Here is a 17245-nt window from a genome sequence, read left to right on the forward strand (position 1 = left end):
ATAACTTATGTAGATACCCGCAATGGCAAAACAACAATTAAATCAATTACGTCACTATTTAAATCAAATGATCTTAGGGCAAAGTGAGCTTGTTGATAGCTTATTAATTGCTTTATTAGCCGATGGACACATTTTAGTTGAAAGCCCTCCTGGTTTAGCAAAAACCCGTGCTATCAATGCATTGTCTGATGGTATTGAAGGTGACTTTCATCGAATCCAATTTACACCAGACCTATTACCTTCAGATGTCACTGGTACCGATATTTTCCGTCAAGAGACAGGACAGTTTATTTTTGAAAAAGGCCCTATTTTCCATAACTTGATATTAGCGGATGAAATCAACCGTGCACCTGCAAAAGTGCAATCCGCATTGTTAGAAGCGATGGCAGAGCGCCAAGTGACCGTTGGTAAAACCACTTACCCGTTACCAGAATTGTTCTTAGTCATGGCGACACAAAATCCATTAGAGCAAGAAGGAACGTATCCGTTACCTGAAGCGCAATTAGACCGTTTCATCATGCATATACAGCTTGACTATCCTGATGCTGATACTGAGCGCTTAATCTTACAGTTAAATCAAAAAGAAATTTTAAAAGAGAAAGTCGCTGAAGTGACCCCTTTGTTGAACGAGCAAATATTCAGCATGCGTGAAGAAGTCATGAAAGTCACTATTGCGCCTCACCTAGAGCAATACTTGATTGATTTGATTATCGCAACACGTGAGCCAGCTCGTTTTGGCGAGAAACTGTCACAATGGGTAAGTTATGGAGCAAGCCCACGTGCAACATTAGCGTTAATGCGCACAGCAAAAGCCCGTGCATGGTTGAATGACCGTGACTATGTAATGCCTGAAGATATTATTAGTAACTTATACCCTGTATTACGTCATCGACTTATCTTAAGTTACGAAGCCGAAGCGCAAGGCGTGAATGCTAACCAAGTTATTCAAGAAATCATTAACCAGGTGGCGATCGCAGGATAATGAACACTCACATTCCCGCTATTTTTACTAATACCCCCTATACCACGGGGGTTGATTTGCAGTTAGCTGAACTACTCAGTTACAAACAACATGGTAAATTATCACTTAATGCCAAACGTTTGCCTGCATCACGTCAACTCTCTGGTAATTATTTAGCGAATATTAAAGGGCGAGGTATGGAGTTTGCCGAAGTGCGTCATTACCAACCCGGTGATGATGTACGCGCAATTGATTGGGCTGTGACAGCGCGAACCGGTAAAGCGCACACTAAATTATTTCAAGAAGAGAAAGAACGCCCCGTTTTCCTTTTAGTTGATGTATCAGATAGTATGATATTTGGCAGTCAGTTTGTCTTTAAGTCAGTACAAGCTTGTCATTTAGCTTCCCTATTAAGTTGGCAAGCGAAACAACGTAATGACAGATTAGGGGGTATTGTCTTTAATCAACAAGAAGTGGCAGAGTTAAAGCCGACTTCTCGCAGTAAAGGATTAATGGCTTTTTTACACCAAAGCCAAATGTTATGTAAAAACGTCGCATTTAAAACCAAACAGCAACAATCACTTTTATTACAATTAAAACGACTTTCACATTTAGTACAAACAGGTAGCCAAGTTCACTTAATTAGTGACTTTTCACAATTAGATGAAGGTTGTTATAAGTTGATTAACCTGATGCGTCGCCATAACCAAGTGACCGTTTGGCAAGTCAGTGACCCACTTGAATCTCATTTGCCTAAACAAGTATTACAAACGAGTTTAAAAATAAACTCTATGACTGGCAGTGGTTTTTTAAAAAACCAACGTCAACAACAGTCATATCAGGAAGCGGCAAGTCAACGCCAACAGTTAATGGAAAATAACTTATTGAAATATGGGATTGCACATTACCATATTAGTTCTTCCATCCCATTATTGGAACAATTCAATGCCTACGCCCAGTAACCCTTTTGAACAAATTATTATTCCCGCAGACGTACCTTCTGCATGGCCTCCAGCACCTATTTATTGGTTAATATTAGCGACGATTATTGCCGTTATTGTATTTGCTGTTATTTTTATAAAACATAACATCAATAAACAAAAAATAGTCAAACAAGCATTAACGTCGTTAAATCAGTTACAGGAAAGCAATGCGAGTTTTGCTCAGTTGAATCAATTATTGAAAGGGGTATGTTTACATTATTATCCGCGAGAACATGTTGCCTCTATTACGGGGCAAGCATGGTTTATATTTTTACAAGAGCATAATGCCCAACAAAATACGCCGCTATTTAATGATCAAAAGGAATTCTGTCGACGTTTATATAAAGACAATTCAGCTTGTACGGATAACGACTTTGCCTCTGCTAAAAAATGGATAAAATCATTTCCAAGCCAAGTTAAAGCACATCAAAAGTTAACCTTGGGTAATCAGCCTTCAGCAGGTAAAGCACATGTTTGAATTTAGTTACTGGTGGGTATTATTTTTTATACCACTTCCTTTGTTAGTTCGTTATTTCTTAGCAGCTAAAAAACAATCTTTTACACAAATATGGATCCCCTTAGCGCAAGGTTTACAGCAACAAACATCTACAAAAAAGAATCCTTTAATTAGTGTTGCGGTTCCTTGGTTATTATGGATTTTATTGCTTTTAACTATCGCTAAACCTATTTGGTTTGGTGAGCCGATTCGAATTCAACAGCAAAGCCGCGATATGATCTTATCTTTAGATTTGTCGGGTAGTATGCAAGAAGAAGATATGCCATTAAATGGTCGAACAGTAGATCGATTAACGTTAGTTAAATCTATCGTCAAAGACTTTGTTAAAGAGCGAAAAGGCGACCGATTAGGGCTTATTTTATTTGCTGACCATGCTTACTTACAAACACCATTAACCTTTGATGTCGATACGGTATCCACTATGGTCGATGAAACGGAAATTGGCTTAGTAGGTAACCGCACTGCGATTGGTGAATCTATTGCGATGGCCATTAAACGTTTCGTTGAAAATAAGAATGAGCAGCGTGTTTTAATACTATTAACTGATGGGGCAAATACATCGGGTAGCATCAAGCCTATTGAAGCGGCTAAACAAGCGGCAAAAAATAACATTAAAATTTACACGATTGGTATCGGTGCAGATTCAATGATTAAACGAGGATTTTTTGGTAATGAAAGAGTTAACCCCTCAGCTGATTTAGATGAAAGTACATTGACTGAAATAGCAACGCTTACCAATGGCCAATACTTTCGAGCTAGAAACCAAGATGATTTACAAAAAATCTACCAAACTATTAACAAACTACAACCTGTTGACAGTGAGTTCTTAGAGTTTAGACCTGAGAAGAACCTTTTTTATTGGCCCCTTTCATTGGCTATCAGTCTTTTATTAATCGTTGTTATCTCGTTAAAACTAAGAGGTGAAGATGAACTTTAATAACCTTCTCGATACAACTTTTGGACCATTAGAATTTCTTCGTCCTTATTGGTTACTGGGTATCATTATTGTTGTAGCAATCAGTTTATGGCGCTATCAACGTAATCAATACAAACAAACCAGTATTATTGCCAACCATTTAAGTGAGCATTTGGTTACCTTACCAGAAACGACTAAAAGCAATCGCTTAGCATTAAACTTACTTGCCATTATTGCTTGTATCGCTTTATCTGGTCCGAGTATTCGCAGTGTCAAATTGCCTGTTTACGAAATACAAAAAGCACAAGTCATTGCTTTTGACTTGTCCTACTCCATGTATGCCACAGATATAAAGCCAAATCGATTAAGCCGTGCAAAATACAAAGCAATTGACCTGTTAAAACAATGGACTGAGGGTGATAAAGCATTAATAGCCTATGCGGGAGACGCCTTTACTATTACACCATTAACCACGGACAGTAATTCAATTATTAACCATATCCCTTACCTCTCTCCAGATTTAATGCCTGAACGAGGTTCAAGACCAGATTTAGCATTACAAAAAGCGATCTCATTATTAAAAAATGCCGGATATCAACAAGGACATATTGTCTTTATTAGTGATGGATTTGATAAAGATAGCCAAGAAAAAATGCAAGAGATGCTAAAAGGAACAAAATGGATGGTCTCTGTTTTATCAATGGCAACCAAAGAAGGTGCCGCTATTAAATTAAACGATGGTAGTTTATTAAAAGATTCAAATGATGACATTGTTATCCCTAAGCTTAATAGAAATACGTTATACCCTGTGACACAAATGAGTGATGGTTTACTATTAAACTTTGATGCAAAAGGACAAGATATTCAATTATTAGCAGCACACTATGACACTAAAGAATTAAATAAGAAGGATAATGAATCATCTAAACAAACAGATAATAAACAACCCATAGATGATGGCTATTGGATAAGTTTACTATTGATACCACTGTTTTTATTATTCTTTAGAAAAGGTGTTTTTTATGCCCTACTGTTAACCGTGATGTTACCTTTAACGACACCTAAAGTAGAAGCCTCTATTTGGGAAAACGATCAACAAAATGCCTATCAAGCCTTTCAAAATAAAAACTACAAAGAAGCCAGCGAAGTATTTGAAGATCCGGCTTGGAAAGCGAGTGCTTTGTTTAAAAATAAACAATATAAACAAGCCGAAGCCGTTTATTTAAATGAAACAAAAGAAAAGCCAAATGATGCCAATAACTTTTATAATTTAGGCAATACACAAGCAATGCAGCAAAAGTATGAGCAAGCATTAACTAGCTTTAATAATGCATTAAAAATAAAACCTAACTTCGAGCAGGCATTAGCAAATAAAGCCGCCGTTGAACAATTACTCGAGCAGCAAAAACAGCAAGAAAACCAACAACCTTCTGATAAAAAACAAGATAATCAACAGCAGGATGAACAACAATCTTCTGAACAACAGAATGAAAGTGAGCAACAGCAAGACCAGCAATCTTCTGAACAACAAAATGAAAGTGGACAACAACAAGACCAGCAATCTTCTGAACAACAAAATGAAAGTGGACAACAGCAAGACCAGCAATCTTCTGAACAACAAAACGAAAGTGGACAACAGCAAGACCAGCAATCTGCTGAACAACAAAATGAAAGTGGACAACAGCAAGACCAGCAATCTTATGAACAAAAAAACGAAAGTGAGCAGCAGCAAGCTCAACAATCCTCTGAACAAAAAAAGAATCAACAAGAACAAAGTGCAGCATCAGAGGAAAAAGAAAATATTCAACAATCAGAAGAAGAAATGTCACAGCAAGAAGAGCTACAAGCAGAGCTACAAGCAGAGCAAGCAGCTGCCAGCGCTAGCATTTCAGAAGATGATTCAACAAGTAATGAAGAATATGAAAAGCTGCCTATTTGGTTAAAAAACATGCCCGATGATCCTTCTTTATTATTACGCAATAAAATGAAACTTGAGTATCGAAAACGAGCAGCGGATAAACCTGTCTTACAAAATAATAATGGAGAAATCTGGTAATGCAGTTCTTAAAAAAATGCTTAACTATTATAGTACTTTTAGTCACCTTCAGTATGCCTGCGATATCTGAAACGCAAGCAACTGCATCTGTTAATAGCAATAACGTCTTTCTTGGCGACACTTTTATGTTAACCGTAGAAGTCAATGACACCGGATCAGAATACCAGCTTGATACAAGCGCCTTAGATAAAGATTTTTCTGTCGGTCGAGCATCTCGTAGCCAACAAACATCCTATATTAATGGTGAATTCACTCAACAAATAACATGGACGTTACCAATACAAGCTAAAAAATTAGGCACATCAACAATCCCTCCATTACAAATAGGAGATGTATCAACGCAGGCAATAACAGTTGAAGTGAATAAACCTGGTAAGCAACAGCAATCTACTGCCGACGACACTATTTTTATTGAAAATACGATTAATAAAAATAACGTTTATATCGATCAACCTATTATTTTAGAAACTAAAATCTATGTAGCAGAGAACATATCGAATGCGGATGTACAACCTCCAGTATTAGAGGGTGCGAGTATCGAAAAGGTAATCTTAGATCAATCACAGTCGCAGATTGTACGTAATGGTTTGCCCTACCAAGTATTCACTTATCAATACACAATCACGCCATCTACTTCTGGTGAGGCAACTATTAACTCTCCTTTATTAACAGGTACTGTTCAAAAAATACAGCAAGTGAATAACTTTCAACATAGGAGAGTCAGTCAAGCAGTCAACATTAGGGGTAATAACTTAGCGCTTTCGGTAAAAAATATGCCAGATAACTTTCAAGGAGACTGGTTAATCAGTGAAGACGTTCGTTTAATAGAAAATAATGACTTACATGACAAAGAGTATTTTGTTGGCGACCCAATTACACGTAGCATAAGTTTACAAATTGCTTCAATCGCACTCGATAAAATACCAGAAATCCAACTCAACTATGATAGTTCATTACGTTATTACCCTGACCAAGATGATTTAAAACAAGGTACTATTAATGGAACTTTATATAGCCAACGAACCATTACACACGCCATTATAGCTAATAAAAGCGGACAACTGATATTACCGGAAATAAAGATTGCATGGTGGAATAGCAAAACAGAGAAACAAGAATTTGCAACGTTGCCTGCACAAACATTAATGATTAAACCTGCACTGACAAATAATACGGTAAACGATAGCAGTGACATTAATAGCAACAACATTAATAGCAGTACTGATCAATTGGCACTAACGGCGGCCGCACAACAAAAGAAAAACAATGCTCAAAATAATGTTAATGATGATCAATCAACACAATTAATAATATGGCAAATAAGTACTTTAGTACTGTTGTTATTATTGATTTTATTAAGCTTTTATCATCTTAACGTTGTTAAAAATAATAAAGTCATCATGCAAAAACCTAAATTAGCTAACTCACAAGGTCAGCAATATAAGGCGTTATTAAGCGCATTAAAACAAGCAAAGCCAAATGATGTGTATGCCTCTTTATTAAGATATTTTCAAACTCAACAACCGAATATAAAATTACTGCAACAAATCAGTTCTTTTACCGGTTTAAGTGAAGATCATAAACAACAACTTCAAGAAAATTTACAACAATTAGAACTTGCTTGCTCTGAAAAACCGCACCATTGGGATGCAGAAAAACTATTAATATTAATAAAACTGCACCATCAAGTGACAAGCCAAAGCGATCTTAATCACATCAACAACATCAACCCTTAGAGCACTATCACATTTATGAGTAAATTAATTTTCGATTAATTTGCTCATAAATGAAGCTTCATACTCACTTTTTGCCATAAAAAGCATTGAAACATGACTCAAATCAAAGAATCCGACACATAACCCCTTGAAGGACTAGTAATAGTACTCTTCTAACTTATGATGAATCAGGTGCAATATATGGATGGCATGTAAATTGCTCTATCTGTTTGATATGAATATTGTTTAAAATGTAAAGTGGCATGCAAGTTGCTAATTCACTTTATATGAATACCGTTCTATATAACGTTACCTATATATTCATAGTTAATTTTTATATTATTTTAAGCCACAAGGAAAATACAATGAAAGTGACAAAGCTAGCTCTATTATTTGGTCTTACAGCTGCAGTACCTACGCTATCTCATGCGGGTACATTAGAAGATGTTATGAAAGAAGGCGTACTTAAGTGTGGCGTTTCTACAGGCATCCCTGGTTTCTCTGCGGCAGACTCTAACGGTGAATGGAAAGGTCTAGATGTAGACTTTTGTAAATCAGTAGCAAGTGCGGTATTGGGCGATGCAAGTAAAGTAAAATACTTTCCATTAACAGCTAAAGAGCGTTTTACTGCATTACAAAGTGGTGAAATTGATGTACTAGCGCGTGCAACAACTTGGACTGCTACTCGTGATGCTTCTCTAGGTTTAAACTTTGCTGGTGTTAACTACTACGACGGTCAAGGCTTCTTAGTAAGTAAAAGCATAGGTGTAAATTCAGCTAAAGAGCTAGATGGCGCAACTTTCTGTATTCAAGCAGGTACAACAACAGAGCTTAACTTAACAGATTACTTTAAAGCTAATGGTATGGAATACAAAGCCGTTACTTATGATACATCTGGTCAAACAATCGATGGTTTCAAAAAAGGTCGTTGTGACGCAGTAACTTCTGATCGCTCTCAATTAGCAGGGTTACGAATTAAACTTGATGATCCTAAATCAGCAATTCTTTTACCAGAAACAATTTCTAAAGAACCACTAGGTCCTGTTGTACGTCAAGGTGATGATGCTTGGTTTAATGTTATTCGTTGGACTATGTTCGCAACAATTGAAGCTGAAGAGCTAGGTGTATCATCAAGTAATGTTGATGAAATGCTGAAATCATCAATTAATCCTGGTATCAAACGTTTATTAGGTAGTACAGGTAAAACAGGCGAAGATCTAGGTCTTAAAAATGATTGGGCTTACCAAATTGTTAAGCAAGTAGGTAACTACGCTGAATCATACGATCTAAATGTAGGTAAAGACTCACCGATTCAAATTGAACGTAGTTTAAACAAACTATGGAATCAAGGTGGGATCATGTACCCAATGCCAATTCGTTAATTTTAACCAGTCTCTAGGGGAAGCCTCTCTTCCCCTTTTTCCTAGCTGATTAAAAGGCACATTATGACAAACAAACAGCTCCCAGTAGACGGTAAAGGATTGTTAAACAACCCTCAACACCGCGCAATTTTTTTCCAAGTTCTCGCTTTAGCACTTGTTGTATTTTTTGCATTTTATTTTGCAAATAACATGTTTGATAACATTGAAAGCCGTGGCATTACCACTGGTTTCTCGTTTTTAAACAACACAGCAGGCTTCGGTATCAGCCAAACACTTATTCCTTACGACGATGGAACATCTACCTTTTTGGATGTATTTATCGTTGGTTTATTAAATACGCTTCTTGTATCTGTATTAGGGATTATTTTCGCTTCAATTATTGGCTTATTATTAGGTGTTGCTCGCTTATCAAGCAACTTTTTAATGTCTAAGCTAGCACTTGTTTATATTGAAACATTTCGTAATATTCCAATTTTGTTACAAATTTTATTTTGGTATAACGTTGTACTTGCAGCCTTACCAAGTCCACGCCAAAGTTTCGTTTATTTAGACAGCGTATTCTTAAATAACCGAGGCTTGTTACTGCCAGAACCTATTCTTCAGAGCGGAAGTGGCGCAGTTATTATTTCCTTTGTACTAGCCATTGTCGCTGTCATTTATCTTGTTCGTTGGTCTCGTCAACGCCATAATGATACAGGCCAAGAGTTCCCAATATTTAAAGTATCAATTGCACTTTTACTATTAGCACCTACATTAGTTTACTTTATCGCTGGTCAGCCTATCACCGCTGAATACCCGGTACTAAAAGGCTTTAACTTTAACGGTGGCTTAACCATTATTCCTGAGCTACTCGCATTATTATTTGCGTTAAGTATCTACACTGCGACCTATATTGCAGAAGCGGTACGTGCAGGTATTGAAGCAGTACCAAAAGGTCAAAAAGAAGCGGCTAAATCATTGGGTCTAAAAGACTATGTGATTTTAACTAAAGTCGTTTTACCTCAAGCATTACGTGTGATCATTCCTCCTGTTATTAATCAATTTTTAAACTTAACTAAAAATTCATCCTTAGCAACTGCGATTGGTTACCCTGAATTAGTAACCCTATTCTCAGGAACAACATTAAACCAAGTAGGCCAAGCAATAGAGATCATACTCATGACCATGGCTGTTTATCTCACTTTCAGTATTCTTATATCACTGTTATTGAACTGGGTTAATGCCAAAATGGCTATAAAAGGACGATAAAATGGCAACTTATACAATGAAAGAAGCCAAGCCAGCTCCAACGGCAAATAAAGGCATTATTTTTTGGTTAAAGGAAAATCTATTCCCAGATGTTAAAAGTAGTTTGCTTACTTTATTTGGGTTGTACGTGATTTACAGCATTGTGCCGCCGCTATTAGATTGGATGATATTTAATGCGACGTGGAGCGGTACAAAAGATGAAGTAGTTAATAGTGGTGCTCGTTGGATATTTATCATCGAGAAATTCGATCAGTTTATGTATGGCTTTTATCCTGAAAGTTTACATTGGCGCCCTAACCTAGTCGCTATTATTAGTATTGTTTTTGTTTTTTCTTTTAAATATATCAAAAACCTTAAAGTTAAAATCGCAGGTATTTTATTATTCCCTGTTGTTTGCTTTATTTTAATCAGCGGTGGTTGGTTTGGTTTAGAAGTAGTAGAAACAGAAAAATGGGGCGGCTTAATGCTGACCATTCTAGTGGCTGCTGTCGGTATTATTGCTTCTTTCCCTATTGGCGTTGTATTAGCGTTAGGACGTCAATCTAACATGCCAATTCTTAGAACCTTATGTATCGGTTTTATCGAATTTGTACGTGGTGTTCCACTGATTACAATTCTATTCATGGCATCGGTTTTATTACCTTTATTTTTCCATGATGGGATTGAATTTAATAAGCTATTACGTGCACTCATTGGTATCACACTATTCCAAGCGGCTTATATCGCTGAGGTAGTACGTGGTGGCTTACAAGCCATACCAAAAGGTCAATATGAAGCAAGTGAAGCGTTAGGTTTAAGCTATTGGCAAGGAATGATTTTAATTATTCTTCCACAAGCATTAAAAATCTCTATCCCTAACTTAGTGGGTTCATTTATCTCACTATTTAAAGATACAACACTTGTTTTAATCATCGGTTTATTCGACATTTTAGCAATGGTAACACTGACTAACAGTGATACCAATTGGCTAGGCTACGAAGTAGAAGGTTATGTTTTTGTAACGCTTATTTACTGGGTATGCTGTTTTTCAATGTCACAATATTCAAAATCGATTGAACGCAAATTTAACACCGAGCATTAAAAGGAATCGTCATGTCAGACCAAGAAACTATGATAAAAATGAAGGACGTCAACAAGTGGTATGGTGATTTCCATGTACTAAAAGATGTAAACCTAGATATTAAAAAAGGCGAAAAAGTCGTTATTTGTGGCCCGTCGGGTTCAGGTAAGTCAACGACTATTCGTTGTTTAAATCATTTGGAAAAGTTCCAAGAAGGTAGCATCAATATTAATGGTACTGAGTTAATTGAAGATGTAAAAGTAGTACGCCATATTCGTTCACAAGTAGGTATGGTATTCCAACACTTTAATTTATTTCCGCATTTATCAGTGTTAGAAAACTTACTAATTGCACCTACATGGGTACACAACAAACCACGTAAAGAAGCAATTGAAACGGCTATGTACTATCTTGAGCGTGTAAAAATCGCTGAGCAAGCACATAAATATCCGAATCAATTATCTGGTGGACAACAACAACGTGTAGCGATTGCGCGTTGCTTATGTATTAACCCTGAAATCATGTTATTTGATGAACCAACTTCTGCACTGGATCCTGAAATGGTGTCAGAGGTATTAGATGTAATGGTCGAATTAGCTGACGAAGGTATCACTATGATTTGTGTAACCCATGAAATGGGCTTTGCGAAGAAAGTAGCAGACCGAGTTATTTTCATGGATGCAGGGCAAGTTATTGAAGAAAATGAACCTAATGAATTCTTTAATAATCCGCAATCAGACCGCTTAAAAACCTTCTTGGAACAAATCTTATCGCACTAGTGCTTTAGGCTTATATTCAAGTTTAGTTTATGCATAAAATAAAAAGGGCTAATGATTAGCCCTTTTTTGTACCTTTAAAAAAGTAGATTTAATGTTACAAACATTAAGAAACTAGAAGGCGCTATAAAACAGCAAGCAAACACTCAAAAATAAGAACACCAAGAGAAACTAATTATTCTTTTAATAATTTTTTTGACCTTCCCTCTTTACCCTTCGAGCCTTCGTGGTAAATCGATTTTCATTTTAAAAGAATGATCACCACGAAGCGCTGCGCTACACGAAGGACACGAAGAGAAAGCAATTATTTATTTTAAAATGCGCTTTTGACTAACTTCCCCCTACTTTTCATCTCTTCGTGATAAATCACTTTTGGTTTCAACACATAATCACCACGAAGCGCTGCGCTACACGAAGGTAACGAAGAAAAGCTAACATTATTCTTTTAATAATTTTTTTGACCTTCCTTCTTTACCCTTCGTGCCTTCGTGGTAAAACCGCTTTTTTATTTTAAAAGAATGATCACCACGAAGCGCTGCGTTACACGAAGGACACGAAGAGAAAGCAATTATTTATTTTAAAATGCGCTTTGACTTACTCATCCTTACTTTTCATCTCTTTGCAATAAACCGCTTTTGATTTCAAAACATAATCACCACGAAGCGCTACACGAAGGGCACGAAGAAGAACCAACAATATTGTTTTTAAAATACGCTTTGACTTACTCATCCTACTTTTCATCTCTTCGTAGTAAACCGCTTTTGGTTTCAAAACATAATCACCACGAAGCACTGCGCTACACGAAGGTCACGAAGGTCACGAAGAAAAGCTAACATTATTCTTTTAATAATTTTTTGACCTTCCTTCTTTACCCTTTGTACCTTCGTGGTAAAATCGCTTTTGATTTTAAAACAGGATCACCACGAAACGCTGCGCTACACAAAGGACACAAAAAGAAACCAATTATTTATTTTAAGAAAAGTGATGACTCCACCCGCTGTCCTTCGTGGTTAATCTCTTTTCACTTACACTAATTAAGATTTAGTAATGGGTAGGTTTCAAATCAGAGAGTTGGGTTTATTTGATTAACTACTTTCTGTTTAAATGTCAGGTCTGAATAAAACTGTGTGACTAAATGAGAAGAATCGATACCAGTACGCTGCATTAAAGGCACTGCACGTTCAGTAGCCGTTATATAAGCATGAACATCATTATAACGTGCTAACAAGGGTTTAATGACCTTAGTGTACATCTCATCAGCAACTAAGCTTGCATAGCCTTTTTTACGATGCACAGGCAGAGTTACAAAATGTATGACTCCTAAATCTTGATACAGTACACCTTCATGCCACTTCTTTTTATCTGTAGCCGCTTCATAATTTTCTAATAAGCTATAAGCAACCAACTCTTCATCAACATATAACTTAATCATTTCAGCCTGAGTGCCATGACGTAACTCATCATGCTCAGTTAACCATTCAAATAAATACCACATTTTCATGTTAATTTGCCCTAAGGCCAGTAACTCTTGTGTACAATTTTTAGCATTACAATATTCGAAACGTTGCATTAAATGACCTATTAAAATTAAAGCTTAAAGTTATTTATTCATGATAGTCATCATGAGCATAGAGTAGTTTAAAGGTTAAAATAAGATAATGGAAAGTAAGCTGATCACTTTATTTATGTCATATCCGATTACAATTGCAGTTATTACTTGAATTCAAGTAATATTGTTTCGTTAATTTTTGTAGTTCAAGACAAACCATCTATCAATAACTAGTTATTGATAGATGGTTTGACACAAAAATACGCGAACAAAACAATGCTGTGTCGGTTTTCTTATCCGGAAATGAGGTTATATTCACCCTTCATTCATTAGTGATCTTTTTTCTTATTCTTCTGAATCATTATTAATTGTGCTTGAAGTTCTTTCATGCAGTTATCGCAAGGTGGGTATTCGTTGGCAAACTCCAATAAAGGAGGCAAGGTAATACTAATTGCTCTTATTGCAATTTGTTCTTGTTCTAAATCACCATTATGTTCTTTGGCCATATAGAGCATAGACTGGTGTGGGATAAGCAAACACTTTTGAGCTGTTTCTATCGCACCTTGTTGAGCATATAAAGAAGCTAATTCATGATAGCTCGCAATCCAATCACATAGCACTTCAACACACTTAGGTTCCTGGCTTAGTTTTTTCTCAAAGTTATAAATTGCTTCTCTATGATAACGCTCAGTATGAAAGAAGTGATTACTTTCATAGGTTGAGAAATCAACTGGTACGACATTATTAAATACATCCATAAAACCTCACCTTACATTTAAAAACCAAACAATCCAAATCATGATAATAAGTATCATTTAGATTTAATTAAATGTAAATGCTTAATTGAAGGCTTTTATTAAAATGTGAGACAATAATATTACAGATCAATTTTTGCTTTTCTTAAGATTGACTTCGCTAAACTTAAATAAAAAGTAATAGATAAAATACAATACCGACCTATTTTATTTATTACTTAAGGGTTTATTAGCATCCTATAGCCATGCAGTATCATCGATAGCCCAAGTGATTTTTTAAAATGACTTTAATAAACTTAATAACTCGAATATAAAGCGATAAAAAATGAGCGATATAACAGGTACAACAGATATAGCGGCGATAACTACAACAACTACGATAACTACGATAACTACAGCAAGACTAATTTTACGTTCATTCCAAAGTAATGACTTTGAAAAAGCTTATCAATTATTCAGCGACCCTATTGTAATGCGGTTTTCGCTTAATGGTCCTTATTCAGCAGAAAAGTGCCAGATTTTTATCGACCAATGCATGTTGAAATCGAAGAATAATGAACCTAGTTTATTAGCCGTTATCGATAAGCAAACGAATCAATTAATTGGCTCTTGTGGTTTTTTCGCTCAAACAATACAAGGAATGGCAGAACTTGAATTAGGTTATCGTTTATTACCGCATTATTGGGGGAAAGGATTAGCCACAGAAGCGGCAATGGCAATGAAAGCTTATGCTTTTAATGAAATCGGGTTAACGCGTTTAATCTCTTTGATTGAAATAGAAAACATCGCTTCAGTTCGAGTTGCTGAGAAAAATGGTTTTAAACTTGAAAAGACTATGCTCTATGACGGAAGAATTTCAGTCGGTATGTATGTCGCTATTCGTTAAAAAATAGTGCCTATTCACTACCAACTCTGAATTATGTTTCGATACTTTAGTGACTTGATTTAACTAAAATAAAGTACTTAACCCCCAAGCACCTAAAATTAAAATAGTTAAGGCAATCATTACTTTGTTTTTATGTTTACTAATAATACGTTCTGCCTGATTACCCGCATAATAGACAACAACCGCTAACCCAAAGTAACGTATAGAACGGGCAATAGCGGAAGCGATTAAAAACAGGGTAAGTGAATACTTTGTTGCTCCAGCAGCCAACATCGCGATTTGAAATGGGATAGGCACAATCCCTAATGTAATAACAAACCAAAATCCCTGCTCTTGCATTTGTTGTCTCACATTTTCAAATTGTTCTGGGCTTGAAAATGTATTGATGACCCAATCGCCAACCACATCAAATAAGTAATACCCCAAAGCATAACCGAATAATGCACCTACAATACAACCTAATGTCGCCATTAGTGCAATCGTCCATAATTTTTCGCGACGTGCTTGCATTAATGGTACCAATACCGCTTCTAAGGGAATGGGTACTATGGTTGATTCCAAAAATGAAGCAATCGTAATACCGCTGAGCATATGTTTAGAATCGATAAAACGTCGTGTTTTTTGCTTAATGTTGTTTTGGATAGACATAAGATTCCTTTTTTGCAATAAGGTAATTGCTTTCACATAAACGTTGAAAATAGAGTGATGACAAAAAATAAAGTGAGGGTACAGATAAAATGAAGATAGTTTCTATTTTTTCATTACTCATTAACTGTTTATTCATTACCTGTAAATGACTTAACTTATTTATTACTTTTTCAGGCGCTTAATTGATTTTTTAATGAGCCGCACTTTTTGAAAAAACGTTCATGATAACGACACCTGTTATAATCAAAAACATACCAATGATCGCCGCTGTATCAGGAAATTCTTTATAGACGACAGCACTAATTGAAGCGACCAATACAATCCCCATACCAGCCCAAATTGCATAAGCAATACCAATAGGCACCGTCTTAAAGACTAATGATAAAAGGTAGAATGCAACAACATAACTCACGATACAAACAGTGCTATAAAACCAATTGGTAAATTCACCAGACGCTTTAAGTGCTAATGTTCCAATGACTTCAGATACAATTGCAATTGCTAAAAACCAATACCCCATCACCTACTCCAACTATACTAAAAAGAATAAAACGTAATTTAATCATTGATAACGTCATCTATATTAATGAGTAGTAAAACTGAAACAGTCACTAGTATTAGAACGACAATCATGGACATTAATATAGCATCCATATCAATAAGTTAACCTATAAATAACAAAATAAAACTAAATCTTATCTTCAATATTATTTGCTAATAAACTTTTATAGTATGTAATTTTTTGTTGCAACTTTTTAAGGTCAAATTGCTCTTCTTCTATTTTAGCCTCTAAGATCAAAGCATGCTGTTCTAACATTTTCATTCTACATTCAGAAGTGATGTTTCCTTGGTCTCTTAAATCAGCATAATGCGCAATATGTTCAAGCGACATCCCTGTTTCTTTAAGTCGTTTGATAAACTCAATCCAAAGGACTTCTTTTTCAGTAAACCATCGATGCCCACTGCTATTTCTAGCAATAATTTTAACAATCCAATTTTTTCATAATATCGGTGAGTATGAGCAGGCACTTTGATTATCTGAGAAAGTTTTTTAATATTATCTCAGCCTATTTCTCTTATATATAATTTAAACCATCATATAAACCTAACTCTTTGTTTTCCTTATTCAATATTTATCATTTGAACAAAAGTAAACCAAACTCTCAATTGATACGTATAAATAGGTATAAAATAAAAAAGGAGTTTGTTATGTTTTCAATATTTAAAAAAGATCCAACTAAAAAGCTCAAAAAACAGCTATCTATTAAGCTCGAGCAGGCAATGAACGCACAAAGAAATGGAGATATAAGAACATTCTCACAACTAAGCTTTGAAGCACAAGAAATTGATAAGCAAATTGAAGCAATAGAAGTAGAAGAAAGTAAGTGATTTAAGTAATTAAATACAGCTACCTTTTATAATATTTATTACGGTTTCATTTATTGTATTGTTGAGTGAGTGCCAAACAGTTCGGTACCCACTTAATGATAGAATTACTTAAAAACTAAAAGAAATTATGAATATGATTTCTCAAATTCTTTTTTTGACTCGTCTTTAGCCATTCCATACTTTTCCTGCATCTTACCTTGGAATTTTTCAAGATTACCATCGATTTCTTGCAGATCATCATCGGTTAATTTGCCCCAATTCGCCTTAAGTGTACCTGAAACCTGCTTCCACTTACCTTTCATAATATCGTTATTCATCAGAGTGACTCCTACATTTATTAAAAGCAGCGGTAAAACTAAAGTATATTTACCGCAATAAGTACGTTCAATATAAACTTATCAAGT

At 35.5% G+C, this 17245-nt stretch carries 19 protein-coding genes and 1 pseudogene; 12 read left to right on the forward strand and 8 right to left on the reverse strand.

What is annotated here, in order from left to right; all coding sequences use genetic code 11:
• The first annotated feature begins 22 nt into the window (after nt 1-22).
• From V6255_RS08430 to V6255_RS08475, 10 genes are all read left to right on the forward strand, one after another.
• Nucleotides 23-982, forward strand: coding sequence for an AAA family ATPase (locus V6255_RS08430; protein WP_025564490.1), 960 nt, complete (start codon nt 23-25; stop codon nt 980-982).
• Nucleotides 982-1923, forward strand: a complete 942-nt coding sequence (locus V6255_RS08435) for a DUF58 domain-containing protein (protein WP_341627747.1) — start codon at nt 982-984, stop codon at nt 1921-1923. Before V6255_RS08430 ends, V6255_RS08435 begins: the two co-directional genes overlap by 1 nt.
• Nucleotides 1907-2422, forward strand: coding sequence for a DUF4381 domain-containing protein (locus V6255_RS08440; protein ID WP_341627748.1), 516 nt, complete (start codon nt 1907-1909; stop codon nt 2420-2422). The genes V6255_RS08435 and V6255_RS08440 overlap by 17 nt, the downstream gene beginning before the upstream one ends.
• Nucleotides 2415-3398, forward strand: coding sequence for a VWA domain-containing protein (locus tag V6255_RS08445; protein WP_341627749.1), 984 nt, complete (start codon nt 2415-2417; stop codon nt 3396-3398). Before V6255_RS08440 ends, V6255_RS08445 begins: the two co-directional genes overlap by 8 nt.
• Nucleotides 3388-5433 (forward strand): vWA domain-containing protein, encoded by a 2046-nt coding sequence (locus V6255_RS08450; protein WP_341627750.1) that lies wholly within the window; start codon nt 3388-3390, stop codon nt 5431-5433. The genes V6255_RS08445 and V6255_RS08450 overlap by 11 nt, the downstream gene beginning before the upstream one ends.
• Complete coding sequence (locus tag V6255_RS08455) at nt 5433-7169, forward strand: BatD family protein (protein WP_341627751.1); 1737 nt, start codon at nt 5433-5435, stop codon at nt 7167-7169. Before V6255_RS08450 ends, V6255_RS08455 begins: the two co-directional genes overlap by 1 nt.
• Before the next feature lie 344 nt (nt 7170-7513).
• Nucleotides 7514-8530 carry an amino acid ABC transporter substrate-binding protein gene (locus V6255_RS08460; RefSeq protein ID WP_298943746.1) on the forward strand — a complete coding sequence of 339 codons (1017 nt, stop codon included), beginning with the start codon at nt 7514-7516 and terminating at the stop codon, nt 8528-8530.
• Between the two features lie 63 nt (nt 8531-8593).
• Nucleotides 8594-9778 carry an amino acid ABC transporter permease gene (locus tag V6255_RS08465; RefSeq protein WP_201288099.1) on the forward strand — a complete coding sequence of 395 codons (1185 nt, stop codon included), beginning with the start codon at nt 8594-8596 and terminating at the stop codon, nt 9776-9778.
• A 1-nt stretch (nt 9779) separates the two neighbouring features.
• Nucleotides 9780-10859 carry an amino acid ABC transporter permease gene (locus tag V6255_RS08470; protein ID WP_341627752.1) on the forward strand — a complete coding sequence of 360 codons (1080 nt, stop codon included), beginning with the start codon at nt 9780-9782 and terminating at the stop codon, nt 10857-10859.
• A gap of 11 nt (nt 10860-10870) precedes the next feature.
• A complete protein-coding gene (locus tag V6255_RS08475; protein ID WP_425355915.1) occupies nt 10871-11617 on the forward strand; it encodes an amino acid ABC transporter ATP-binding protein in 747 nt (248 codons plus the stop codon).
• Nucleotides 11618-12208: 591 nt separating this feature from the next.
• Here V6255_RS08475 and V6255_RS08480 read toward each other — a convergent pair.
• From V6255_RS08480 to V6255_RS08490, 3 genes are all read right to left on the reverse strand, one after another.
• A complete protein-coding gene (locus V6255_RS08480; RefSeq protein WP_341627753.1) occupies nt 12209-12385 on the reverse strand; it encodes a hypothetical protein in 177 nt (58 codons plus the stop codon).
• 292 nt (nt 12386-12677) lie between these two features.
• On the reverse strand, nt 12678-13184 hold the full coding sequence (locus tag V6255_RS08485; protein ID WP_341627754.1) for a GNAT family N-acetyltransferase: 507 nt from the start codon (nt 13182-13184) through the stop codon (nt 12678-12680).
• 308 nt (nt 13185-13492) lie between these two features.
• Complete coding sequence (locus V6255_RS08490; protein ID WP_341627755.1) at nt 13493-13921, reverse strand: hypothetical protein; 429 nt, start codon at nt 13919-13921, stop codon at nt 13493-13495.
• 322 nt (nt 13922-14243) lie between these two features.
• Here V6255_RS08490 and V6255_RS08495 point away from each other — a divergent pair, with 322 nt between their 5' ends.
• Nucleotides 14244-14804 (forward strand): GNAT family N-acetyltransferase, encoded by a 561-nt coding sequence (locus V6255_RS08495; protein WP_341627756.1) that lies wholly within the window; start codon nt 14244-14246, stop codon nt 14802-14804.
• 63 nt (nt 14805-14867) lie between these two features.
• Here V6255_RS08495 and V6255_RS08500 read toward each other — a convergent pair whose 3' ends face one another.
• The 4 genes and pseudogenes from V6255_RS08500 to V6255_RS08515 form a co-directional block, all read right to left on the reverse strand.
• Complete coding sequence (locus V6255_RS08500) at nt 14868-15452, reverse strand: YqaA family protein (RefSeq protein ID WP_341627757.1); 585 nt, start codon at nt 15450-15452, stop codon at nt 14868-14870.
• A 190-nt stretch (nt 15453-15642) separates the two neighbouring features.
• Nucleotides 15643-15975 (reverse strand): DMT family transporter, encoded by a 333-nt coding sequence (locus V6255_RS08505; protein ID WP_425355916.1) that lies wholly within the window; start codon nt 15973-15975, stop codon nt 15643-15645.
• A 165-nt stretch (nt 15976-16140) separates the two neighbouring features.
• Nucleotides 16141-16344: a hypothetical protein gene (locus V6255_RS08510; RefSeq protein WP_341627759.1), complete on the reverse strand. Its 204-nt coding sequence runs from the start codon at nt 16342-16344 to the stop codon at nt 16141-16143.
• 24 nt (nt 16345-16368) lie between these two features.
• Nucleotides 16369-16443, reverse strand: a pseudogene (locus V6255_RS08515) (MerR family transcriptional regulator); the annotation flags it as partial.
• Between the two features lie 218 nt (nt 16444-16661).
• Here V6255_RS08515 and V6255_RS08520 point away from each other — a divergent pair.
• Nucleotides 16662-16841 carry a DUF6435 family protein gene (locus tag V6255_RS08520; protein WP_341627760.1) on the forward strand — a complete coding sequence of 60 codons (180 nt, stop codon included), beginning with the start codon at nt 16662-16664 and terminating at the stop codon, nt 16839-16841.
• A gap of 125 nt (nt 16842-16966) precedes the next feature.
• Here V6255_RS08520 and V6255_RS08525 read toward each other — a convergent pair whose 3' ends face one another.
• The gene (locus tag V6255_RS08525) at nt 16967-17158 is read right to left on the reverse strand and encodes a CsbD family protein (protein ID WP_160063029.1); all 192 of its coding nucleotides are present in this window, start codon (nt 17156-17158) and stop codon (nt 16967-16969) included.
• Between the last annotated feature and the right edge of the window lie 87 nt (nt 17159-17245).

The sequence above is a fragment of the Psychromonas arctica genome (assembly GCF_038155225.1).
GTDB classification, from domain to species: Bacteria; Pseudomonadota; Gammaproteobacteria; order Enterobacterales; family Psychromonadaceae; genus Psychromonas; species Psychromonas arctica_B.

Coding starts and splice junctions, on each gene's coding strand:
- V6255_RS08430 (WP_025564490.1), top strand. CDS start 23: ATGGCAAAACAACAATTAAATCAATTACGTCACTATTTAAATCAAATG.
- V6255_RS08435 (WP_341627747.1), top strand. CDS start 982: ATGAACACTCACATTCCCGCTATTTTTACTAATACCCCCTATACCACG.
- V6255_RS08440 (WP_341627748.1), top strand. CDS start 1,907: ATGCCTACGCCCAGTAACCCTTTTGAACAAATTATTATTCCCGCAGAC.
- V6255_RS08445 (WP_341627749.1), top strand. CDS start 2,415: ATGTTTGAATTTAGTTACTGGTGGGTATTATTTTTTATACCACTTCCT.
- V6255_RS08450 (WP_341627750.1), top strand. CDS start 3,388: ATGAACTTTAATAACCTTCTCGATACAACTTTTGGACCATTAGAATTT.
- V6255_RS08455 (WP_341627751.1), top strand. CDS start 5,433: ATGCAGTTCTTAAAAAAATGCTTAACTATTATAGTACTTTTAGTCACC.
- V6255_RS08460 (WP_298943746.1), top strand. CDS start 7,514: ATGAAAGTGACAAAGCTAGCTCTATTATTTGGTCTTACAGCTGCAGTA.
- V6255_RS08465 (WP_201288099.1), top strand. CDS start 8,594: ATGACAAACAAACAGCTCCCAGTAGACGGTAAAGGATTGTTAAACAAC.
- V6255_RS08470 (WP_341627752.1), top strand. CDS start 9,780: ATGGCAACTTATACAATGAAAGAAGCCAAGCCAGCTCCAACGGCAAAT.
- V6255_RS08475 (WP_425355915.1), top strand. CDS start 10,871: ATGTCAGACCAAGAAACTATGATAAAAATGAAGGACGTCAACAAGTGG.
- V6255_RS08485 (WP_341627754.1), bottom strand. CDS start 13,184: ATGCAACGTTTCGAATATTGTAATGCTAAAAATTGTACACAAGAGTTA.
- V6255_RS08490 (WP_341627755.1), bottom strand. CDS start 13,921: ATGGATGTATTTAATAATGTCGTACCAGTTGATTTCTCAACCTATGAA.
- V6255_RS08495 (WP_341627756.1), top strand. CDS start 14,244: ATGAGCGATATAACAGGTACAACAGATATAGCGGCGATAACTACAACA.
- V6255_RS08500 (WP_341627757.1), bottom strand. CDS start 15,452: ATGTCTATCCAAAACAACATTAAGCAAAAAACACGACGTTTTATCGAT.
- V6255_RS08510 (WP_341627759.1), bottom strand. CDS start 16,344: ATGTCGCTTGAACATATTGCGCATTATGCTGATTTAAGAGACCAAGGA.
- V6255_RS08520 (WP_341627760.1), top strand. CDS start 16,662: ATGTTTTCAATATTTAAAAAAGATCCAACTAAAAAGCTCAAAAAACAG.
- V6255_RS08525 (WP_160063029.1), bottom strand. CDS start 17,158: ATGAATAACGATATTATGAAAGGTAAGTGGAAGCAGGTTTCAGGTACA.